Source organism: Leptothoe sp. PORK10 BA2 (genome assembly GCF_034932105.1).
Classification (GTDB): domain Bacteria; phylum Cyanobacteriota; class Cyanobacteriia; order Phormidesmidales; family Phormidesmidaceae; genus Leptothoe.
In genome coordinates, this window is sequence record NZ_JAYGIG010000034.1 from 1 (window position 1) to 21103 (window position 21103).

General features: G+C 52.3%; 21 protein-coding genes. 13 read left to right on the top strand and 8 right to left on the bottom strand.

Features of this window, described 5'->3' with window-relative positions:
* Positions 1-74 precede the first annotated feature (74 nt).
* The 4 genes from VB741_RS10125 to VB741_RS10140 all read left to right on the top strand — a co-directional run bounded on the left by VB741_RS10125 (position 75) and on the right by VB741_RS10140 (position 2295).
* Positions 75-482: a peptidoglycan-binding domain-containing protein gene (locus VB741_RS10125; protein WP_323365051.1), complete on the top strand. Its 408-nt coding sequence runs from the start codon at positions 75-77 to the stop codon at positions 480-482.
* A gap of 240 nt (positions 483-722) precedes the next feature.
* Positions 723-1271 (top strand): hypothetical protein, encoded by a 549-nt coding sequence (locus VB741_RS10130; RefSeq protein WP_323365052.1) that lies wholly within the window; start codon positions 723-725, stop codon positions 1269-1271.
* 73 nt (positions 1272-1344) lie between these two features.
* Positions 1345-1626 carry an antibiotic biosynthesis monooxygenase gene (locus VB741_RS10135; RefSeq protein WP_442786332.1) on the top strand — a complete coding sequence of 94 codons (282 nt, stop codon included), beginning with the start codon at positions 1345-1347 and terminating at the stop codon, positions 1624-1626.
* 246 nt (positions 1627-1872) lie between these two features.
* Complete coding sequence (locus VB741_RS10140; RefSeq protein WP_323365054.1) at positions 1873-2295, top strand: hypothetical protein; 423 nt, start codon at positions 1873-1875, stop codon at positions 2293-2295.
* Between the two features lie 318 nt (positions 2296-2613).
* On the opposite strand, the gene VB741_RS10145 is transcribed toward VB741_RS10140, so the two are convergent.
* A complete protein-coding gene (locus tag VB741_RS10145; protein ID WP_323365055.1) occupies positions 2614-2964 on the bottom strand; it encodes a cupin domain-containing protein in 351 nt (116 codons plus the stop codon).
* A gap of 135 nt (positions 2965-3099) precedes the next feature.
* Positions 3100-3492, bottom strand: a complete 393-nt coding sequence (locus VB741_RS10150) for a DUF1823 family protein (protein WP_323365056.1) — start codon at positions 3490-3492, stop codon at positions 3100-3102.
* An 11-nt stretch (positions 3493-3503) separates the two neighbouring features.
* Between VB741_RS10150 and VB741_RS10155 the strand changes: the two genes are divergently transcribed.
* The 3 genes from VB741_RS10155 to VB741_RS10165 all read left to right on the top strand — a co-directional run bounded on the left by VB741_RS10155 (position 3504) and on the right by VB741_RS10165 (position 6583).
* Positions 3504-4430 carry a biotin--[acetyl-CoA-carboxylase] ligase gene (locus VB741_RS10155; RefSeq protein WP_323365057.1) on the top strand — a complete coding sequence of 309 codons (927 nt, stop codon included), beginning with the start codon at positions 3504-3506 and terminating at the stop codon, positions 4428-4430.
* Positions 4431-4570: 140 nt separating this feature from the next.
* On the top strand, positions 4571-6088 hold the full coding sequence (locus VB741_RS10160; RefSeq protein WP_323365058.1) for a peptidoglycan DD-metalloendopeptidase family protein: 1518 nt from the start codon (positions 4571-4573) through the stop codon (positions 6086-6088).
* A 15-nt stretch (positions 6089-6103) separates the two neighbouring features.
* Positions 6104-6583: an acyl-CoA thioesterase gene (locus tag VB741_RS10165; protein WP_323365059.1), complete on the top strand. Its 480-nt coding sequence runs from the start codon at positions 6104-6106 to the stop codon at positions 6581-6583.
* On the opposite strand, the gene VB741_RS10170 is transcribed toward VB741_RS10165, so the two are convergent.
* The 4 genes from VB741_RS10170 to VB741_RS10185 all read right to left on the bottom strand — a co-directional run bounded on the left by VB741_RS10170 (position 6477) and on the right by VB741_RS10185 (position 12803).
* Positions 6477-8114: an AMP-binding protein gene (locus tag VB741_RS10170; RefSeq protein WP_323365060.1), complete on the bottom strand. Its 1638-nt coding sequence runs from the start codon at positions 8112-8114 to the stop codon at positions 6477-6479. The two genes, VB741_RS10165 and VB741_RS10170, sit on opposite strands and share 107 nt — an antisense overlap.
* Entirely contained in the window at positions 8065-9120 is a 1056-nt protein-coding gene (locus tag VB741_RS10175; RefSeq protein WP_323365061.1) for an o-succinylbenzoate synthase, read from the bottom strand. The genes VB741_RS10170 and VB741_RS10175 overlap by 50 nt, the downstream gene beginning before the upstream one ends.
* 18 nt (positions 9121-9138) lie before the next feature.
* The gene (gene menA, locus VB741_RS10180; RefSeq protein ID WP_323365062.1) at positions 9139-10071 is read right to left on the bottom strand and encodes a 2-carboxy-1,4-naphthoquinone phytyltransferase; all 933 of its coding nucleotides are present in this window, start codon (positions 10069-10071) and stop codon (positions 9139-9141) included.
* Between the two features lie 236 nt (positions 10072-10307).
* Positions 10308-12803, bottom strand: coding sequence for an endonuclease MutS2 (locus tag VB741_RS10185; RefSeq protein ID WP_323365063.1), 2496 nt, complete (start codon positions 12801-12803; stop codon positions 10308-10310).
* 240 nt (positions 12804-13043) lie between these two features.
* Between VB741_RS10185 and VB741_RS10190 the strand changes: the two genes are divergently transcribed.
* The 5 genes from VB741_RS10190 to VB741_RS10210 all read left to right on the top strand — a co-directional run bounded on the left by VB741_RS10190 (position 13044) and on the right by VB741_RS10210 (position 16480).
* Positions 13044-14282, top strand: a complete 1239-nt coding sequence (locus VB741_RS10190; RefSeq protein ID WP_323365064.1) for a DUF790 family protein — start codon at positions 13044-13046, stop codon at positions 14280-14282.
* A gap of 280 nt (positions 14283-14562) precedes the next feature.
* Entirely contained in the window at positions 14563-14937 is a 375-nt protein-coding gene (locus VB741_RS10195; protein ID WP_323365065.1) for a response regulator transcription factor, read from the top strand.
* Between the two features lie 120 nt (positions 14938-15057).
* A complete protein-coding gene (gene upp, locus VB741_RS10200; protein WP_323365066.1) occupies positions 15058-15714 on the top strand; it encodes a uracil phosphoribosyltransferase in 657 nt (218 codons plus the stop codon).
* A 12-nt stretch (positions 15715-15726) separates the two neighbouring features.
* Positions 15727-16050, top strand: a complete 324-nt coding sequence (locus tag VB741_RS10205) for a gas vesicle protein (protein ID WP_323365067.1) — start codon at positions 15727-15729, stop codon at positions 16048-16050.
* A gap of 133 nt (positions 16051-16183) precedes the next feature.
* Positions 16184-16480 (top strand): YggT family protein, encoded by a 297-nt coding sequence (locus VB741_RS10210; RefSeq protein ID WP_323365068.1) that lies wholly within the window; start codon positions 16184-16186, stop codon positions 16478-16480.
* A gap of 161 nt (positions 16481-16641) precedes the next feature.
* On the opposite strand, the gene VB741_RS10215 is transcribed toward VB741_RS10210, so the two are convergent.
* Both VB741_RS10215 and VB741_RS10220 read right to left on the bottom strand, forming a co-directional pair.
* Positions 16642-17076, bottom strand: coding sequence for a hypothetical protein (locus tag VB741_RS10215; RefSeq protein ID WP_323365069.1), 435 nt, complete (start codon positions 17074-17076; stop codon positions 16642-16644).
* Positions 17077-17347: 271 nt separating this feature from the next.
* Positions 17348-18517, bottom strand: coding sequence for an AI-2E family transporter (locus VB741_RS10220; protein ID WP_323365070.1), 1170 nt, complete (start codon positions 18515-18517; stop codon positions 17348-17350).
* A gap of 193 nt (positions 18518-18710) precedes the next feature.
* On the opposite strand from VB741_RS10220, the gene recJ reads away from it, so the two are divergent.
* The gene (gene recJ / locus VB741_RS10225; RefSeq protein ID WP_323365071.1) at positions 18711-21095 is read left to right on the top strand and encodes a single-stranded-DNA-specific exonuclease RecJ; all 2385 of its coding nucleotides are present in this window, start codon (positions 18711-18713) and stop codon (positions 21093-21095) included.
* Positions 21096-21103: the final 8 nt, after the last annotated feature.

The window sequence follows — 21103 nt, forward strand, 5'->3', positions numbered from 1 at the left end:
CCGAATCGACGCTTAAACTTTGAATTGCTAAGGGTTTGGGTGGCTTCGTAGTTCATCTGCCTAGGTGTAAAGCAATGAACCAAAACCTAAAAATCTACCATAGAAACTATTATGCAAGAGGTCTAGTGATTTCGTTAGGCCAAGTTCAACAGAGTGAAGCAAATTTGTCTAAGGACGCTCGTGAAAGTAGACAGAGGATTTATGATGAATCTGCTCAAGCTCTTGCACTGTTACCGCCCGAAAGTAGAATAAATTTACAGAAACGTCTCACACTAAATCATCTCAGTGATACAGGCATTGATGTAAAGACGCTAAAAGAGATACTTAGAGATCTTGGTTACTATCAGGGAAAAACAGATCAATTTTTCACACCCGAATTAGTACAAGCCGTTGAAAAATTTCAATCTGAAAATATGGTGGGACGACCTGATGGCATCATTGGACCAATGACACTCGCTAAAATTGCAGAGCTTCACTCCTGAGGATCAAAACAAGGGCCGTATTTCTCTTCGAATCAGTTGAAAATGCCCGCCTAATCAGAATAGGGAGCATCCTCACGACACCACCCATCGTGCGGCTCCGCAATGGGCGGTTCTCAACCTAACTGCAGACAACTGACGGACTTCTTTTCCTATGTCAACACAAATTTAGTAAACGAAATCATACTGCCTATCTGCCAACAGAGCAGTCAGTCAGTATTGGTAGGAGGCTAGCAATGTAGAATGAAAAAATTATTTATCTTCAAATTCATGGCAACCGCTCTCGTTGCCATTGTGATGCTTTATCCGTTTTGGAGTGCTACAAGAAATGAAGCTGGAAGTACCGGAGTTTTAGAATCTCTTGAAGCAATGGGGTTTTTCACTACTTCAGCAATTGTTGCTGCCTTTATTTTAGGCGTTGCTTTGTATTGTCGGTCACTACAAAAGTGCTTGTCATTAGTTCAACCTAGTTGCCAAGCCATGAATCCGAAAATGGTATGGCTCATGTTTGTGCCATTTTACAATCTCGTTGAGGACTTTTTCATTATCTTGAATGTCACGCGCTCAATAGAGCAAGAAGCTCAGAGCAATAAGCATTTAGAAGTAATGAATAGCTTTGGAAGGGTGTCAGGTTTTGGTTGGTGTATCGCTCAAGTCGCCTCGCTTTTTCCATCATTTCTTGGGGTAGCTGCTAGTTTTATTGCTCTGATTCTATGGGTTGTTCATTGGCGTTTGATTATAAAGGTGAATGCTCTCTTGATGATTGACGGTCTTGATGCTAAAAGTACCTAAGGTTGAGTCTAATCAACTAACGCGGATCGAAGCATTTGTTCGGTTAATCAAAATAATAGAAGTCAGAAAAAGTATGCAATATGTATTGATCATTCATGAAGTTGAAGACTATAAGTCATGGAAAAAGATTTTCGATGAGGCCTCCGACATAAGAAAGGAAGCTGGAGAGAAAGCTTATCAGGTCTTAAAGTATGAAAGTAACCCTAACAAAATAGTGCATTTCTCATCCTGGACATCGATAGATGATGCCAAACGATTTTTTGAATCTCCTAAACTTGTGAAGATAAGAGCCGCTGCTGGAGTAAAGTCTCCTGATTTCATATATTTGGAACAACTAGAGTCAGGTATTTTGTAGAGAATGAAGCTCCTGCTACCGAAGTACCACGCCAACGCCTGACTAAGCTAAAATAGCAAGGTTGAGTCCAATCTTCTTGCGAACCGTTAGCTCGGCAGTGTCCTGTGGGAGAGTAATACAGGTTAACACCAACGCTCTCCCAACCAATGCTGAGTTCGCCTCGGTTCTTCACTATTTCCAGCCCTACAGCATTGCTGGTAAGAATGAAGGTTAGTTGAAACAATATAAGAGGTTAATTGAAACAGTATGAGACTCGGTTTATTCAATTTGCTAGCACTTAGTTTAGTGATAAGCATGATAGCGTCTTGCCAACAGCAGAACACCGTACTTCCAAGTCCATCCTCGACAACTGGTGCTTTAGATATCAACCAACCTGTACCTCTAGCAGTAGGGCAAACGCAAGATTTCTCAGGAACTTTGAAATCTAACGAAACAATTCATTTTCTCCTCATCCCTCAATCTGGTCAGCGGATGACGGTTGCACTAGAAGGAACAGGCGTACAGATGGCAATCTTAGATCAAGATAGCCGCGTCCTTGAAGAGAAAGCAGACCTCAAAGAATGGCAGGGAGTTGCAACCTATTCTGGGCAATACTTTGTTCGACTTATACCTATTCAAAGTGTTGAAAGATCTGAATACAAGATTAGTCTAGGATTGAAGGCAAATTAAGTCTCTATGCTGATGAGCGATCGCACCCCAAACATTTACATGGAGCGGATACATGGAGCGGACTGCCGAAAGCTCTTGATGCATTGCATCAGTTGTTTTCAGCCGCTCAACCGACACGTTCAGCTGCACCCGGAGCGAGAGGGAGCAAAAAGAGGAATATCGGCTCAGGCGCAATTGCCCCCATCGCAGAAGCTAAACCCCATTCAGCAACGTAGGACTGCTAACCTAAAAAAGTCTCCTATAGAGGCATTTTCAAAAAGGTCTTATCCTCAAACTAAGCAGTGACACTGCACTAAATTGCAAATGTGCCACAACCCATCAAGACTCACGAGGATCATCCTGATCTGAGTGCAACGTCTGACCAGGGGTAAGATACATAAACTTCGCCCCCTTAGGCGCACCAGGCCTATGCCAGATACCCTTAGGCACCACAAATGTAGAACCCGCCTCAGTAATAAAATGTTGCGGTGTTTCTCCATCCAGAAGAGTCATCTCAAACTCCCCTTCGAGAATATAAAACCATTCGTCCGTATCCGGATGCATTTCCCATACGGGCGATACCCCAGTAATGCTACACGCGCCGATATGACCGCCATTAAACGGGACAATATCCAGAAATGAACCCTCAGAATGGGCAGCAAGTTCAGCAGCGACGTTTTTAACTTCCATAGCAGATATATAGTCCGTAGGGGTGTTCGGAGGCTCTTCACAGAGACATTCTTTTAAAGGTGCCTTTTTTCTTCATGGTACATGTGAACTATGAAATAGATCTACCCTAGTGAAATTTTCTGTGCATTGTAGCCCCTACACGGGGGATGCATCGTCTTTAAGCAATCCCTGCAGCTGCATATGACTCAATAACCAACTCGTCATCGTAGCCCGCCGGGTAAGACGCGGCACCAGCTGATCAATGGTGTAACCCTTAAACCCAAGATAGGTTTTAAGCAACTGCTTATTCGGCTTAGGAATCGACCGAGTCAGCTGCACCGTCGCCGGACGGCTTTCAATAAAATTAGGCGGCTCAGGAAATTTTTCCCTCAGCGGTTCAACCACGTTACTGCAGTCCCACTGCCCACTGGCATCCTCGTAGCGATAGCCCAGGTGATGGCACACTAGGCGATTGACTACATCATCCTCCAGCTCTTCATTGAGGATGGCCCAGAGGGTAGCTTCAGTTAAGGTCGGCAGGTCAGTCATAGTAGAAGTCAATGCGCTATGGAATAGGATACCAAGCCGTTGCTAAGATTGAATCCTTGAATGGGGGAATGGCCTTGGACGAACGGTTGCCATTTGACGGTTTTGACGCAGGCGGAGTGGGTCGCTCAGTGGCGGCATTACCCATGCCAGAAACACCCACCTTTCTCAGCCGCCTGCGACCCCGGTTTCAGATCCATGTATTTGACCAGGTCCCATCCACCAATCAAACCCTGTGGGATATGGTCGATGCCAAGGCCGGGACAGTTGCGATCGCACACCGCCAAACCGCCGGTAAAGGCCAACGGGGTAAACAATGGATATCCCCCCCCGGAGGAGTGTACCTATCCCTAATGCTAGAACCCGACTGGCCCGCAGACCAATCGGCCCAGCTGACCCTATGTACCGCCTGGGGCATTGTCAGCCAGTTTAGACACCTGGGAATTCCCGCCGATATTAAATGGCCGAACGACATTGTTGTTGCAGGACGGAAGCTGGGGGGTATTTTGAGCGAAAGTAAGCTAGATCAGGGAATAATCACTCGGGCGGTGATTGGTGTGGGCATTAACGTCCATAACCCGGTACCCGCCACCGGCATCACTTGGCAAGACCTGACTCAGACCAACGATAATTATTCGGCATCTCCCCTGAAAAAGGTGGCAGCCGCTGTACTACTAGGTATCTGGAGGGGTGTATTTTACAGAAATTATACTGACGGCAAAACTTTTATCGATGCTTACCAAAGTCTTCTGACCAACCTCAATATGCCTGTAATTCTTGAAGGACAGACATTAAAGGTAGTCGGAGTTACGGAAACAGGACACTTAACTTTAAAGTTAGCGTCACAGGATTCAGCGTTAACCGGGCAGCCCATTGATCAATTGGTCCATATCAAGTCTGGTGAGTTCTCTCTTGGGTACCCTCAGACTACGACCAGCTGACTATTAAGGTGATGACCTTGCCCCTATATTAGCTTGAACTCTAGAGGTGGGAGGCTATTCGGATAACCTATATATTCTCTTAACCCTAAATTTCTTAATTACTCACTAAAGCGTCACTCGAATTATTTATTGATCTTCCTATGACTGATTTTGGCCCCCCCTCTCAGGCATCATCCCAACCTGCCGAAAAATTTGAGCATAACCAGAATAAGGTTATTTTTCAGACTGCGGCTAAACACCGCGGTCAGTTATGGAAAAAAATTGGCCTAGTGGGTTCAGTGGCCGTCATGGGTGGGCAGCCAGTTCTAGCCCAAATAGATATGCCTGCAGGCGATGCGATCGCACCCCCCATCGCCGCCGAAACCACACCGGTCGTTACGCCAACACCGTCAGAAACCTCCGCACCCGTAGAAGCACCGCCTGTTGTTGCTGCCCCCAAGGCAGCGGCCCCCGTGTTTTCAAGCCAAGCCGCTCCTCCAGTGCTGATGGCAGAGACGGCCCCACCCGAGGTGGAAGCCATTACCTCCCAGGTGGAAATCGTGATTCCGGCCCCAGAAACCGCACCTGACGGTGCAGCCCCCGGCCCAGAAGCTAATCCAGAAACTAATCCGGAAACCAATCCAGGGACCACCACCCCTGGGGTAGACATTGTTAGGCCCAGCGACGTTGTGCCCGGCGAGATCCCAACGGTGGAAGATGCGGCTGCCGAATACGGGGGTGTTTTTGTGGACCCCACTGCCTATAGCGAAGGCGCCACCGTCAACCCAGATGCGCCCGAGGTAGTTATCTCAGAACGATCCACCGGGTGTGAATACAAGGTCGAGGCCAATAATGTTAATGGCTGCGGTGGAGCTACTAGCCAACCCACACCCTCAAGGGTGGCCGATGCTCCCGATGCTCCCGCCGCAGTGGCGGCTACCCCCGGTAACCCTGGCCGCTCCTTGACTGTCGGTCCTGTAAGTATTGGCCGCTCGGGGGTAAGGTTCTCTGAAGTGGGTGCCACCACCGTCGCCGGGCGGGAGTATTACAACACCGTTGCCAAACCCCTGGTGGAATTGCAAGCAGGGGAATCCTTTATATTTCCCTTAGCCTCCCCCTCCCCCATTACCTCTTTGTTTGGCTGGCGTTGGCACCCGATCCACAATGACTATCGATTCCATGCGGGGACAGACCTGGGGGCTCCCCAGGGCACGCCGATTTTGGCCACCCAGTCGGGTCAGGTATCGCTGGCTGACTATTTGGGCGGCTACGGTCTGACGGTGATTTTGCGCCACAATGACAACACCTTAGAAAGTCGCTATGCCCACATGTCCCACATTTTGGTGCGGCCTGGTGAATGGGTAGAACAGGGGGAGGTCATTGGTCTCGTCGGTTCCACTGGAAATTCCACTGGCCCTCACCTACACTTTGAATTGCATCAGCTCACTAGCCAGGGCTGGAACGTCATTAGTCCCAATGAGGTACTGAGCTATGCCCTGGCTAACCTGAATCAGGGCATTGGCGGGGGGAGAAATCCCCTAGCCCTACAGGGCTTGAATATTATCCCCAGGGCCGAGGCCGCCAACCCCGTGCAGGCGGTGTTGCCTAAGACGGTGAACACAGAAACCTTGGTGACCGATGCCCCCCACTTCCGTCCGGCCCAGCCCAATGCCCAGTAGCCATGTCCAGTAGCTATGTCCATTAGAGACAAGGACTCCGGCTTTACCTATTGCCGTAGGATTCGGTTTCATGAAACCGATGCGGCGGGGGTGGTGTACTTTGCTAATATTCTCACCCTGTGCCACGAAGCCTATGAGGCATCCCTGGCAGCAGCAGGGATAGACCTGCGCGCATTTTTTGGTGGGGAGCAGTCTGGTGGGGAGCCTGGCAGTCAGACTGATGGGGCCTTGGCGGTGCCTGTGGTCCATGCCTCCGTCGATTTTCGGCGACCGTTGTACTGTGGCGACGAAGTTGCGATCGCGCTCACCCCCCAGCCCCTAGACAGCAACAGCTTTGAAATCACCTACCGCCTGAGTAATGCGGTGCAACAAACCGTGGCAACGGCCCTCACCCGCCATGTGTGTATTGATCGCCTGAACCGCCAGCGTCATCCCCTGAGCCCAGAACTGGTTCGGTGGATGCAGTCAGCCACTCCACCACCAGGGCACGATTGACCTTACCCTGGTCGTTGCGGGGCAGTTGGCGCACCATGCGCCATTGTTTAGGATGCTTGTAGGCACTGAGGATCGGCTCTAGGGCAGTTTTAATGCTTTGGGGAGTGACCCATGGCGTGTCTACACCGATGATGCCCTCACGGCCCCCCTCAGGGTCACTATCCCCAATTACACATAGGGCTGCAACGGCTTGCCCCCACACCGGATCCGGCACCCCCACCACACAGGCATCCTGCACTAGGCCCGTGGCTAAAAGGGCGGCCTCTACTTCCGCCGGAAACACATTTTCTCCCCCCGTAATAATCTTCTGGCTGGCCCGTCCGACCACATGCAAATGGCCCCGCTGATCCAAATAGCCCAGGTCATCGGGGTAAAACCAACCTTGGTTTTGGCAAAACCTGGTAGCTGGCCAATAGCCTAGACCCAGGGCGGGAGATTGCAGGGCAATCCGCCCCACGGTTCCCCCAGGCTGTAGCTGGCATGACCCAGGCTGATGAATCCTCAGTTGCACATGGGGCAAAGGGCAGCCATTGCTCCGTATCCCCTGGTGAAATTCCTCGGGTCGCAGCGTCGCCACTTGGGCCGCCGTTTCACTCATGCCATAGGTGAGGGCAATGGGAAGCTGTGCCGCCTGGGCAAGTAAATCGGGCCAGGCCGGTGCCCCCCCGAGCAAAATGGCTCGGAACTGAGCCAACCATTGAACCGTGGCCGTCTCCTTCAGTAATCGCTGCAACTGGGTGGGGACCAGGGAAATAAACCAGTTGGGGTTGGGGTCAATTAACCGCTGACCTGCTTCCAGCTGTTTAAATGGCTGGGTAACTAACTGACCATCGGACAGCCATACCCGCAAGGCCTGCATCAGGCCGCTGACATGGTACAGCGGCAACACACAGTAGCTATTGACAGGTTGCGATCGCGCCCCAAAATGCTCTAAAAACCCCTGGGCCGACACCGTTAGGGTCTGCCAAGTATGGATCACAAATTTGATCTGGCCCGAGGTACCCCCCGTAGCAATCAGAATCTGCCCCGGTGCCGGTCGGTCGGCTGCATCTGGAGCCCCCAGAGAGACCGGCGGGACCTGCCCCAGAATGACATCCGGACCTAGCTGAACGGCCACCTGTTGCCACTCCCGCTGTCGCCAGTGGGGATTGGCTAGAACAATAGCGGCATTGGCCAGTAATCCTGCCCAGAAGTAGACCAAAAACCAGTCTGGATCGGTCTCATTGATCAACACCACCGCATTGGCCGGAATCGTTTGGGCTGGGGTCTGTTCTCCCCAAGCTACCTTTGAACGTAAACGGTGCCAAACAGCTTCAGGGGTCGGACCTTCACCTGGGGAACCCCCTACCTTTTTCATGCTCCGTTGCCCCGCTCCTGGGTCTGCACCCGTTGGGGCTAATCCGAGGCCAGATAGACGTTTTGGGTCATTATCTTCAAGCTGTGTGTGCACCTCAGCCATGGCCTCCTGGGTCAGCTCCTCATCACGCCAACCGCTGCCACAACAGGGGCCAATCGGTTTGGCTGAAACCATCGTCGGGAAACCACTGCTGGGTACCCAACCCAAGGGCACGGTGGGGAATGTCGGGATAGGTCATGGCTAAGTCGATAGCCAGCTGAATCAGAGCCTGATGCCCCACAGCAGTTTCAAACACTGATGAAATTACCAGGTCAATGGGGTACTTATGGTAAAAATGCCGCAGCCGCTGGGGGGAGCCCATGATCGAGGCCTTGATTATATAAATGCCGTCCCAACCCCGGTGAAAATGGGCCTTAAGCTGTTCCCAGCTAGCGATGGATTCATCTAGGGCAATGGGGGTATGGTAACGGTAACTCAGCCGCATGACCGTATCAAAGTCACGGGGAGGGAGGGGCTGTTCGAGAAATTCGATGCGTTGGTCGTTGCGATCGCACCAATCTAACCACTGCCTCGCCGCTAGCTCATTCAGGCCACCATTGGCATCCAACCGTAGCTTTGCCCCAAAGGGCAGCTGCCCTAGCAGCTGGTCCAGCCATTCCATTTCATCAGCTACCTGACCGACCCCAATCTTGCACTTAAAAATGCGGTGGCCCTGTTTCCAATATGGCGACCATTGCTCCAAGGATTGCTGGCCCCTTGGCAGTAGCACACCACATTGAGCATTGGGCAAATCAATCGGGCGAAGATTACGTTCCAAATTAGAAAACACAGACTCCAACCCAAACTGACAGGCTGGCAGGGTTGGCAAAAGGGAGGGCACGGCCTGGTCAGAGAGCTGCTGGGGAAGTTGTTGGCAAAAATCTAGGGCCTGCTCAAAGGTTTCGGAACCAAACCAAGGCAGCGGTGCCACCTCCCCAAAACCGCTCCGCCCCTCGTCATCCGTCAGTTTTAGGATCAGGCCCTGACGCACCTGCCAGTCACCATGGTGGGTACGTACCGGCTGTCGAAACCGACGTTGATAGGGACGAAACTCAAACCGATAGGACATGGTGAACGACTCTGACGCTGGGCGGTCTAAATATCTGACGCTAGGCGATCCAATGGGGGCTTTAAGACCCATAAAGCTCAAGACTAATGACTAAACCGATTTAAGAGTAATGGGCAGTAGTAGCCCTAAGCATAGGAGTATTCCACAACAAAACTGGAAACGGATGGCTACGAACTTAGCATTTTGTACTAACGCCGGCTGATCGTGATAAAGCTTCACATGACGACAAAGTTGTATAGCAAAGGGGGCACTCCCTAGGGCCAGAGCCAAACTGGCCGGGAAAATGCCCCACCCTAGGCCCCCCAGTAAAATCACAAAAATGCTGCCACAGAGCCAGGGTAAGAGATTTGCCCCCCCCAAAGTCCCCAACCGCACAATGGGAGAGTATTTACCGGCAGCGACATCATCGCTGACTTGGTGAAAATGGGAACAAAACAACACTAAGGTCGTTGTCATGCCAATCATGGCTCCCAACCCCCAACAACTGAGGGAAAATGCCTGGGCTTGGGCATAGTAGGCTGCTCCCACCCCCAAGGCAAAACTAATCAAGCAGAGGGGCTCTCCCAGGCCTTGGTAGCCCAACCGAAAGGGCGGTCCCTGGTAAAGATAACCTAGAACACAACAAATGAGGATTAACCCCAAGACGGTGGCATCCTGCTGGATCAGGGCAATGGTAAACACTCCGGCTACCCCCAGGGCCAGGCTCAAGTTTCCCAGCCAAAAGATCAGAGATTGATTTTGGGTCAGGTTAACGAGGGAATGATGTTTGTTTTGATCAATGCCGGTGTCGGCGTCATACACGTCATTGCTGAGGTTTTCCCACACCAGCAACAACACTGCCGATAGTAGAAAAATGCCCAAGATCCGACCATCCAAACGTCCGGTCTCTAACCAAGCCAGCAGGCTACCCACCAGAATGGGGATCACGGCAACGCTGTACATGGGGGGTTTGATGGCAGCCAACCACAAAGACTTTCGATCTAACAAACCAGCGCTGGCGCGATCAATCGTAGGGGTGGTCATAGGGAGGGGTATTCTGCCGTAACTTAAAAGCCACAAATAGCATAGCGGTTGGGCTATGGGTGTTGGGGAGCAGGTAATAAATCGCAGAAAAAAGCACCGTAACCCGGGCTGTTCAAACCTGGGAGACGGTGACCGTATTCAAACTTGGGCAACGGGACCGTATTCAAACTTGGGCAACGGGACCGTTTCAAACTTGGGCAACGGTGACCGTATTCAAACTTAGACGACGGGACCGGTCAAACCTGGGCAACGGTGACCCCGGTACCTCCGTCGGCTTGATCCGCATTATCAAAGCTCAGCACTTGGGGGTGACGCTTGAGAAACTCCCGCACCCCGCGTTTGAGTTTGCCGGTGCCATGGCCATGGATAATCCAGATGGGGCCGGTGGCGGTAGCGATGAAGTTTTCCAGATCGGCTTCGGCTTCACTGACCCGCATCCCCCTGATGTCAATGGTGTTTTGGGTGGTGCGCAGGGCGGGGGCAGGGGGTTCTTTGGGGGCGATTTTGACGGTGACGCGCCGGTTTTCGGGGTCTTTTTCCGCCGGTGCTTTGGGGGATGTTTTAGGGGATGTTTTGGCGGTGACGACCTTTTGTCCGGTGAGGGATTCGATGTCCTTCAGGTCCACGACAGTTTTCATCAGCCCAAAGCGGACGGCGATTTTCCCGTCGGCATCTGGAGCCTCGACAACTTCAGCAGTTTGACCGCCGAGGCCAATCAGGCGAACTTTTTCCCCCAGTTTGGGTTTGTAATCGGTGATCGCCTGCTTAGCGGGATGCTTGCCCGTGGGCAGCCCTTGCTGCTGGGCAATGGTTTCCACCAGGTCTGTGGCTTTTTGAGCAGCTTGGGCAGTGGGATTCCCCTTTTGTAATCGTCGAATTACCGTGGCGATTTCGGCCTTGGCTTCGACCACGGCAGCCTGGATGGCTTTTTCCTGCTCTAGCTTGTGGTTTAGTTCCCAATCTTTAATGGCGGCGGCTTTGCGCTCGATTTCCGCCTTCAGAGCTTCTGCCTGGGTCACAATGCTCGCTGCTTGCTCCGCCTGGGTTTCCTGGCGTTTGCGCTGGGCTTCCAGACCGGCAATCACGGCGTTGACGTCGTCCTGTTTACTGACGCCCACATAGGTTTGGGCCTGGTCTAGCACCGTTGGGTTTAGTCCCAGTCGGCGAGCAATGGTAAGGGCGTTGGAGCGACCGGGAATGCCCCACAGCAGTCGGTAGGTGGGGGACAGGCTGACGTCGTCGAACTCCACCGAGGCATTTTCAAACCGATCGTCCTGGTACTTGAGGGCCTTGAGTTCGCCAAAGTGAGTGGTGGCGACGGTGAGGCGGGTGTGGTTGGCTAGGTGTTGGAGTAGTGCGATCGCAAGGGCACTGCCCTCTGTCGGATCGGTACCCGCACCGACTTCGTCTAAAAGGACGAGTGAATTTTGGGGCAGGGGGCCAGCGGGCAGGGGGCCAGCGGGCAGGGGAGCAGGGGGAGGGGTTGCGGTTTGGTCCGCCCCAATGGCCGCCAAAATCCGACCAATGCGACGAATGTGCCCCGAAAAAGTAGACAGATTTTGCTCGATGGACTGTTCGTCCCCAATGTCCGCCAACACCTGATCAAACCAGGGTAGCTCCACCGGTTCTCGGGCCGGGACAAACAGCCCTGCCTTAGCCATCAGGGCCGCCAGACCGAGGGTTTTCAGGGTAACGGTCTTGCCTCCCGTATTGGGACCGGTAATCGCCACCACCCGAATCTCGGGCCGCATGGTGACATCAATCGGCACCACCGTTAGTCCAGCTTCGTGGCGCTGTTGCCAGACCAAGATAGGGTGGCGCAACTGCCGCAGTACGGTCCGTTCATTGGCCTCACTAAATCGGGGAGAGTTGGCCCCTAACCAAAGGGAATAACGAGCCCGAGCCGTCGCCAAATCTAACGTGGTGACGACGGCCATCAGCGCTTCTAGGTCTTCACTCACCGCCGCCACTTGACCACTGAGCTGCTGCCGCACCAGTTCCTCTTCCCGAGCTTCCTGGCGCTCTAACTGGCGCAGCCGGTTACCAAACTCCACCACGCTCTGGGGTTCGATATATAGGGTGGCACCGCTGGTGGAAACATCGTGGACGATGCCGGGGATGGCATCCTTTTGCGGTGTTTTAACGGGCACCACATAGCGTCCGGCTCGCTGGGTAATCAGGGCTTCCTGCAGGGCTCCGGCTTGGCGCTGCATAATGCGCTGTAGCTTCTCATGGAGCTGGTCATAGGTGCCTTTAATACTGCTCCGAATGCCTGCTAGTTTGGGGTTGGCCCGGTCCGTAACCTTGCCGCGATCGTCAATACAGTGGTGAATTTCTTTTTCCAGGTCTGGATGGGTGCTCAGCTGGGCAACCAGGGCCTGCAACACCGGAAAGTCGTCTTCCTCTTGGGCATCAATCGCTCGACGAATCTGCCGCGCCCCCGCCAGGGTAGTGGCAATGTCCAATAATTCATCCCCGGACAAAATGCTTTGCAACTTCGCCCGCTCCAACGAGTCCCCGATGTCCTGAATGCCGCGAAAGTTCAGCGGTGCGGTATCTTCTAACCGATAGGCCTCGCGGGTCTGGGCCAGCAGCTGCTCACTTTCCCATTGATGCTGAGGAATCCGGCCATGCTGAGCAGCACGGGCCCCTAGCTTAGTGGCGGCAAAGGTGGACCACTGCTGACAGAGACGGGGCCATTCTAGTAAATCTAAGGTTTCTGACTGGATCAAAGCGGGGAAAGAAAAGGTGAGGCTGAGGGTGTTTTGAGGGTATCAACTTAAGCCGGAAAATCCTGGCTAGGTGGGGCATCAGGGCCTAGAATCCAGAATCCAGTGAGGCCCTGATGCCTGACTCCTGACTCCTGAATACTATCCTGGGGAAAACGTCCCGCTTTGAGTTGGTAACCTGTTTTGAATTTTGCGTTTTTATTTTGCGTTCTTAATTAACTATATAGCCTCTATCTTAGGAAGATGCTTCCTTCTGACCTACTGATCCATCGGCCTCGGGGTGATTCCATTGATGCCAAACAGCTGCCATTGAATGAGGGGTGGATTGCGATCGCAACCAACCTAATCGCCCTCTTCCAAGCCACCGTGGGCGATACCCAAGGCAACCTGAACCAAAAGCTCCAATCCCTCGAAGGCGAAGACACTGACTACCGCATTAAGCGGGGACTGGCCCATATCCTCCGCAGCAGCTTTAGCACCTTTGAGGTGGTCAGTCCCCTCGACCCCCAGGAACTCCGCCATCGGGCATTTGCCCTGGCCGCCACCACTGCTCCATCGTCCGCTACCGCCCAGCAGCACCTAGAAACCCTCGCCGGCCAGCTCACCCAAGAACTGAACAAGAACGTCGAACCCATGCATATCGAACAGGGTTTGTATGCCGACCTGAAGGAAAATCACATCCTGATCCAGTTCGATGCCCCCACCCCAGAGGCCCTGATCCACCGCTATAACCTGTCCCAGGTCCAGGGCATCTTCTACCGAGCCAGCCATGTGATCCTAAACCTGCACCGCAACGATCCCGGCGAATACAAGCTGATGTTTCGCTACCTGAAGCTGTTTCGGCTCATGACCTACATCGAAGGGGAAGCCGAACAGGGATTTACCATCACCATCGACGGTCCGGCTAGCCTGTTTAAATCCAGCACCCGCTATGGTCTGGACATTGCCAAGCTGGTCCCCGCCATTTTGCACGTCACCCGCTGGCACCTCAGCGCCACCCTCCAGTGGAAAGACAGCTACACCAAAGCCCAGTCCGAAAAAGGCTATACCCTTGACTCCACCTGCGATTTAGTCAGCCACTACCCCCCGGGCAAACCCTACGACAGCATGGTCGAAGCCGGCTTTGCCGAGCGCTGGGCCAGCTTAATCGACCAAGGTAAAACCCCATGGCAGCTAGAAAGGGAAGTCGATCTGATCCCGATTCCCGGCAGCGTTATGATTCCTGACTTTCGCCTAGTTCATCCCGATGGGCCAGTTTATTTACTGGAAATAGTGGGATATTGGCGGCCCGAATACCTCCGAAAAAAATTTGCCCAGGTACAAAAGTCAGACTGTCAAAATTTGATTTTGGCCATTTCAGAACGGCTAAACTTAGCCAAAGCGGGCATTGATGTCAAAAACGTCCCCGCTAAAATTGTGTGGTTCAAAGATAAACTGCAGCCCAAACCCGTCTTAGACCTGCTAGACGAATTGGAAAACTAGACCCTTAACGTAACGAATCATTCCCAATCTTTATTCGTATACTTAAGATGATAGCAACAGTCAGCTAGGCCATATTTCTGCCATATTTTTGCCATATCTCTGGGCCTCGGCCTTTTCCCGAATTTGTCCTCAGATTCTTAAGCAGTCCTTGAACCCACCCAGCGTATCTAAAGATATTGCCTGAAACCAACTGAATTCGTATGATTAGCTGGTTGTGTGTAATCTGGCCCCCAAATTTGGGCTCACTAACACTTTAGGAACCCTACCTAGTCCTTGTATTATGACCACGGTTTTAATTGTGGATGACAGCTCAACCCTACGGGAGATGATCTCTGGTCTCCTGATCAAGGCGGGTATGACTGTTTTGGAAGCTGAAGATGGTGAAAAAGCAAAAGATATGATCACATCGAACCCCCCTGATCTGGTGGTGCTCGATATTGTGATGCCCAATATGAACGGTTACGAACTTTGTCGATGGGTCAAGAGTAACGGCCCTACCAAGGACGTACCCGTTGTCATTTGTTCGTCTAAAAATGAAGAATTTGATCGATATTGGGGCATGAAGCAGGGAGCTGATGCCTATATTGCTAAACCGTTTCGCCCCGCAGAGATGGTAGAAACCGTGAGGCATCTACTGCGCAGTAGTAGTCGGTAGGAATCGTTAGGGCAGTCCTACGACTCCGCAGTAGAGCAATTGCCCCTAGACCACCCAACGGCCAAGGACGTATGATTGGGCAGATTTAGCCCACCTACTGTCTTTAATTCCTAATTCCCCATGGCAATGCAGCTGCGGATCCACGTTCCTCCCCACCCCTTAATCAAGCATTGGCTCGGAGTACTAAGGGACGTCAATACACCGTCCGCCGTATTTCGTAGCGCCATGACTGAAATGGGTCGCTGGTTAACCTACGAAGCAATTCGTAATGATTGGTTACTCACCGTAGACCTCACCATAGAAACTCCCCTTAGGTCCTGTCCAGCAACGTTTATTGATCCTGAAATGCCACTGATGGTGGTGCCCATTTTGCGGGCAGGATTGGCCTTAATGGAAGGGGTACAGGCCACCCTACCCACAGCTTCAGTCTATCACTTGGGTTTTGCCCGTAACGAAGAAACCCTCGAAGCGATCTGTTATCTCAACAAGCTACCTGAGCACATCCCCCCCGAAACTCGAGTATTAATCAGTGAGCCAATGCTGGCAACGGGCGGTACAATTATGGCCACTATGGCAGAATTAGTGAAGCGTGGTGTGGATCCGTCTCTAGTTAGGATTGTTTCGGTGGTTACAGCTCCTCCAGCGCTGCAAAAACTAGCCGAAGCCTATCCGCAGCTCGTAATTTATGCGGGCATCATCGACGAGGGACTAGATGAAAATGGCTTTATCGTGCCAGGACTAGGAGATGCTGGGGATCGAACATTTGATACCAACTAATCACCGTAGATTATGAGTCAGTCAAGCAACTTCACCAGTGGATTTTTTTTAGGAGCCCTGTTGGGGGGAATAGTTGGTGGTGTGGCCGGAGTCTTAGCCGCTAGCCGGATCAATCAGACAAACTCCGCCAAAGGGACCTCAAGCCTGAGTCAGCTTTCAGAAGACATCCGTCAGAACCTGGCGGATATGAGCAGTGATGAGCGGATGGAAGTGGCTCGCCGTGGCCTGGAAGATAAAATTTCCGAGCTGAATGCCGCGATTGAAGAGGTCCGTGAGCAGTTGGGTACGACTAATGGTCATTTCACCGACTATGAAACCTCCACCATCGACTCTTAATTATTGAGTTTTTATAAAACCCTTAAGTTTAGAGCATTATGGGCTCAAATAAACTTCGAGGTTAGGAACTCATCGGTTACACTGTAAGCAAGAATCCAAAGGTACACTCTAGTTATCGCCAGGTTATACACCTATGGTTGCAATCGTTTTTGAAGCTCTCGCCAAGTTTGTCAGCATTTATTTGGTTTTACTGGTCATCCGTGTGTTGCTGAGTTGGTTTCCCAATATAGACTGGGGTAACCCGGCTTTTTCAGCCTTGAGTCAGGTGACGGATCCCTATCTAAATCTTTTTCGTTCCATCATTCCACCCCTGGGGGGAATTGATTTCTCAGCGATTCTAGCCTTTTTTCTTCTACAGTTTGTACAGTCTGCCCTTAACGGTGCTGCGGCGTCCCTGGGAAGTGGCTACGCGGCTTATGCGGGATTTTAGGCATTTTAGATCGATTAAACAGGCCTCAGGCTAGGTTTGTTCGCTTAAATACTCTGGGCATCGGCAACGGGTCCGTGGTACTTAAAGCAAAAACTGAAAGGGGCTGGTGGGATTTCCCACTAGCCCCTTTCAGTTATGTTTCAGAGATATAGACTAAATTTCTAATCAATTTGGCCTTGGCGACGGACCTTACCGACAAAACCAGATGCCTTGAAGTTCTTTAACTTCAGCGGGGGTTGCTGATTGGAGGCAACTGACACTCGGATTTCGAAGGCACTTTCCCCAGGAGGGACGTACTCTACGCCCCCTAGCCGACCACGATTTTGCATGACCGGATTGTTATCCTTGTCGAAAATGCGACCAAAAATATCGGCGTTGAGGATAGGCTTGCCAGAATTGTTGGTCAAAGTGCCGGTAATTAAATAGCAGGTCGCCCGGTCCAGACTGCCTGCACTGACGATGCCTTCGGCATATTCGGCGGAGCATTCTTCGTAGCCAATGTCAGATACCCCCAGCGGTGTCATGGCATGGGCTGGAGCTGCTATCAGTCCAAAACATATGATCCAAAAGGCGACGAGGGTTGCACGAAAAGCCATAGAAATCATTGGGGTAGGGTGAGAATTGCGATCGCATCAGTAGCCACCAAACTCCCCTAAGACTAATCCAGAGGAGTAAGTGCAACTAATCCATATGGCTATGGTAAGGGTCTACGGGTCAGCGATGCCAAAAAAACTCTGGCGTCATGGCGATTCGTCGAGATATCTGTTAGAAACCGTAAACTGGACCCCTTACCTGGCGTAAAGGCTGAGCTCAGTCCAGGCAGGGAACGGATGAAAGATGGTGATTGTGGGGCAGTTTTTTAGTTGTTTATGGGCTTTGTTGGTCGCTGGGGGGATTAGGGCTAGGGGCAATGGTCGGTGGCGTTGCCGTTGTTTCGGGCAGAGACTCTGTTTGATTTTCTATATTGTTAGGTGCACCTGCTAGGGCCGGTTGCAAGGAGGCAAAGCCAGGAATTTCCCATTGATCGAGAATATCCTTGACCAGGAGCTCTTGGAGCCAGATTTTGGCAACAACGGCTAGGGGTAAGGCCAGCACCAGGCCGAGAAAACCAAATATGGTGGCGAAACAAATTTGGGCAATTAATGTTAGGGCCGGGGGCAGAGAGATTTGGCGGGCCATAACCGTCGGTGTGAGCCAGTAACTTTCAATCTGTTGGATGATCACGTACCAACCAATCACAGGCACAACTTTCCAAGGTTCTGGTGAGATGAGGGCTACCATCGCTGGAAAAATAAGGCTGAGGCTGGGACCAACATTAGGGATAAAGTTGAGCACCCCGGCGATCAGGGCATGGGCCAATACGAGCTTGATGCCCAACAGGGCTAACCCAACAAAACTGAGGAAGAAAATGAACACTGAGTTGAGAACAATGCCTCCCATCCAGTTGCACAGAGAAATTTCACAGTCTTGTAAAATATCATCTGCCCGTCGTCGATAAAAGGAGGGCATTAATCGCAGCAGGGCCTGGCGATAGATGCTGGGATTCCCTAAAAACATTAGGGACAAAATCATCACCAGAAGAACCTGGAGCAATATTCGGAGGGAAGAGTTAAAGAACGAAAAGAAGTTATTAAAAACATCTACTACCGCTGAGTCGGGGGAGGTGGCCCAGTCTAAAAATTCGTTCAGGTCAGGAAAGCGGAGCTGTCCGGGTAAGTGGGTTTCAAGCTTGGTTAGGGTTTCGGGTAAATCGCGGCTGGCATCGATAATTAGCTCGATCAGTAGGCTAAATTGCTCCACAAAGGGAGGGACTACCCCGAGGAAAAAGAGGGCGATGACTAAAAAACTGATGAACAGGACGATGGGCATGGCAAATCGGCGGGGAATGCCGGTTTGCTGGAGACGTCGGACGATGCTGTTGAGGGCGATCGCAACGATCACCGCCGTAAATACCAGTAGTAAAATGTCCTTAAGCAGCCAAAGTATATATAGGCTCGCTAAGATGCTGATCAGGCCAATCCATCCACCAAGTTTCACAAGATACTCCTGACTGTCACCACTGCATTTAAATAATTCTTAGAGCATTCAACTAGTCTAGTATGGTGCCGAAAACAGTTTACTTATAACCAGTCAGATACCCAGTCAGAATTCCGCCCATTCTAACCAAGCCCACGATAAATATACTTTTTTTGTAAGAAAAAAAAGTTATCCCTCATCTTTAATCGGTGCCTTGACCACCCCAACTCCCCAGTGGCAGCTGCCCGACGGTAAAACGATTTCCACCGATTGGGTCGACACTGTCCAAGCGATCGCAACGTTACCCAACCCGCCCAAACGAGCGGCTGAACTGCTGTGGCAGCGAGGCATTTGTACGGCTGAGCAGCTCACGGCCTTTATCGACCCCGACACCTATGAGCCTATGCCGCCAGAGGCATTTGGGGCTGAAATGACCCAGGCGGTGGAGCGCATTCTCCAGGCCGTAGAGCGCCAGGAAACCGTCACCATTTGGGGCGACTTTGATGCCGATGGCATTACGTCTACGGCGGTGCTGTGGGATGGTCTGCGCCAGTTTTTTCCCACGGGCATGCTGAACTACTTTATTCCCAACCGGCTGACCGATTCCCATGGGCTGTCGATCCATGGCTTGGATGCGATCGCAACTGATGGCACCACCCTGGTAATCACCTGCGATAACGGCAGCACTAACCTAACGGAAATTGACCATGCCCAAACCCTTGGCATCGACGTGATCATCACCGATCACCACACCCTGCCCGAGGCCCGCCCGCCGGTAGTGGCCATTATCAATCCGCGCTACTTTGAAGCGGATCATCCCCTGGCCCATCTGTCCGGCGTGGCCGTTGCCTTTAAGCTGGTGGAAGCCCTCTACGCCAGACTCACCCCCACCCGGCCCCTGGCGGAACTGACCGATTTGGTGGCCATTGGTCTGATTGCCGATTTGGTGCAGCTGAGCGGTGACTGTCGGTACCTGGCCCAAATCGGTATTCGTCAGCTCCAGACCCATTTAAAAACCAGTCACCCAATTCGTCCCGGTGTAGCCGAACTATTAAAACTCTGTCGCCGGACGGGGGATCGCCCCACCGATATTTCCTTTGGCATTGGTCCCCGCATTAATGCCGTCAGTCGAATCCATGGCGATGCGCAGTTTTGCGTGGACCTGTTGACCAGTGAAGATCCGGACCATTGCCAGGACCTAGCCCAGCAAACCGAGTGGGCCAACACTCGCCGTAAAGCATTGCAAAAAGATGTCCACACCCAGGTGCTCCAGCGACTGACCGAGTTGGACATGGCCACGGTGCAGGTGATTGTACTGGCCGATGCCCAGTGGCCAACAGGGGTCCTGGGCATTGTGGCGGGACAGGTGGCCCAGGAATATGGCAAGCCGACGATTTTACTCACCCTTGATGGCGAGGTGGCGCGGGGCTCGGCCCGGTCGGTGAATCGGATCGACCTCTATCAGCTGGTGACGGCTCAGTCCCATTTACTCACCAGCTTTGGGGGGCACCCATTTGCGGCGGGCATGACCCTACCAGGGGAGAATGTGGAGCTATTTGCCGATGCCCTGAACCGACAGCTGCGCCAGGTGGGGATCACATCTGGTCCCGTGATTAAGGTGGATCTAGAAGTGAGCGCCTGTGAACTCGGAAAAGACCTGTTTCAGCAGTTAAATTTGCTGGAACCCTACGGCATGGGGAATCCGGTGCCTCGGTTACTGGTGCGCAATGCCTGGTTTGACAATACCTGGCACCAGAAAATCAAGGACCCGGTGTCAAACCGCAAGCTCCAATTTATCAAAACCCATTTTTTACTCAAGGACGATACCTGCCCTGCTGGATTTCCGGGCTTGTGGTGGGGCCACTATAAGGACGATCTGCCGGTGGGCCGCTGCGATGTGGTAGTGGAGCTAGATTTTAATGCCTACTCTCGCCAGAAGAAGCCCCAGTATGGGGGCTATGAGGTGCGATTAGTGGATGTGCGCGGGGCTGAGGCTGAAGCGGTTTCAGCAGTGGCCATGTCAAAACAGCAGGTGATTGACCGCCGGGCCCAAGCGGCTGATTTGGGAGATGGCTTGGGGAAGGGTTGGGAGGAGGGGTTGGTGGTGACCCAATGCCCAACCAATTGGCAGCAGTTGCGCCCCTGGTTTCACCAGGCGACCCAGCGGCAAACGCCCCTGGTGTTGGCCTATGACAACCCTGAACCGGCCGCTCCGGTGGAGGTGTGGAAGCAGTTGATGGGATTGGCCAAGTATTTGGCCCGGACGGGGACGGGGGTAACGATGGCGCAGATCATGGCGCAGCTGGGACTGGGGGAGGGGGCGTTGCGCTGTGGGTTAGCGGCGTTGAATAGTTTAGGTTTTTGGGATGGGGAGCACGCAGAAGATGATTTGCAAACGGCTGAACTCCTGGCGGCTACCACAACTGCGACCATCAATAGAACCATGACGCTCCGATATGATGCCACCCTAGCTGCCACCCTAGAAGAACAACAAGCTAAACTCCGGTTGTTTTTAGCCAGTTTGCAGGAAGAACAATTTCAGCGGCAGTACTTTGTTGATGTGCCGGTGGATATTGCCCAAACGGTGATGGAAAGCTAGGAATACGG

What these genes read in the sequence shown, in the direction of transcription:
- VB741_RS10125 (WP_323365051.1), top strand. Translation starts at nt 75, where the DNA reads ATGAACCAAAACCTAAAAATCTACCATAGAAACTATTATGCAAGAGGT.
- VB741_RS10130 (WP_323365052.1), top strand. Translation starts at nt 723, where the DNA reads ATGAAAAAATTATTTATCTTCAAATTCATGGCAACCGCTCTCGTTGCC.
- VB741_RS10135 (WP_442786332.1), top strand. Translation starts at nt 1,345, where the DNA reads ATGCAATATGTATTGATCATTCATGAAGTTGAAGACTATAAGTCATGG.
- VB741_RS10140 (WP_323365054.1), top strand. Translation starts at nt 1,873, where the DNA reads ATGAGACTCGGTTTATTCAATTTGCTAGCACTTAGTTTAGTGATAAGC.
- VB741_RS10145 (WP_323365055.1), bottom strand. Translation starts at nt 2,964, where the DNA reads ATGGAAGTTAAAAACGTCGCTGCTGAACTTGCTGCCCATTCTGAGGGT.
- VB741_RS10150 (WP_323365056.1), bottom strand. Translation starts at nt 3,492, where the DNA reads ATGACTGACCTGCCGACCTTAACTGAAGCTACCCTCTGGGCCATCCTC.
- VB741_RS10155 (WP_323365057.1), top strand. Translation starts at nt 3,504, where the DNA reads ATGCGCTATGGAATAGGATACCAAGCCGTTGCTAAGATTGAATCCTTG.
- VB741_RS10160 (WP_323365058.1), top strand. Translation starts at nt 4,571, where the DNA reads ATGACTGATTTTGGCCCCCCCTCTCAGGCATCATCCCAACCTGCCGAA.
- VB741_RS10165 (WP_323365059.1), top strand. Translation starts at nt 6,104, where the DNA reads ATGTCCATTAGAGACAAGGACTCCGGCTTTACCTATTGCCGTAGGATT.
- VB741_RS10170 (WP_323365060.1), bottom strand. Translation starts at nt 8,114, where the DNA reads ATGGTTTCAGCCAAACCGATTGGCCCCTGTTGTGGCAGCGGTTGGCGT.
- VB741_RS10175 (WP_323365061.1), bottom strand. Translation starts at nt 9,120, where the DNA reads ATGGGTCTTAAAGCCCCCATTGGATCGCCTAGCGTCAGATATTTAGAC.
- menA (WP_323365062.1), bottom strand. Translation starts at nt 10,071, where the DNA reads ATGACCACCCCTACGATTGATCGCGCCAGCGCTGGTTTGTTAGATCGA.
- VB741_RS10190 (WP_323365064.1), top strand. Translation starts at nt 13,044, where the DNA reads ATGCTTCCTTCTGACCTACTGATCCATCGGCCTCGGGGTGATTCCATT.
- VB741_RS10195 (WP_323365065.1), top strand. Translation starts at nt 14,563, where the DNA reads ATGACCACGGTTTTAATTGTGGATGACAGCTCAACCCTACGGGAGATG.
- upp (WP_323365066.1), top strand. Translation starts at nt 15,058, where the DNA reads ATGGCAATGCAGCTGCGGATCCACGTTCCTCCCCACCCCTTAATCAAG.
- VB741_RS10205 (WP_323365067.1), top strand. Translation starts at nt 15,727, where the DNA reads ATGAGTCAGTCAAGCAACTTCACCAGTGGATTTTTTTTAGGAGCCCTG.
- VB741_RS10210 (WP_323365068.1), top strand. Translation starts at nt 16,184, where the DNA reads ATGGTTGCAATCGTTTTTGAAGCTCTCGCCAAGTTTGTCAGCATTTAT.
- VB741_RS10215 (WP_323365069.1), bottom strand. Translation starts at nt 17,076, where the DNA reads ATGGCTTTTCGTGCAACCCTCGTCGCCTTTTGGATCATATGTTTTGGA.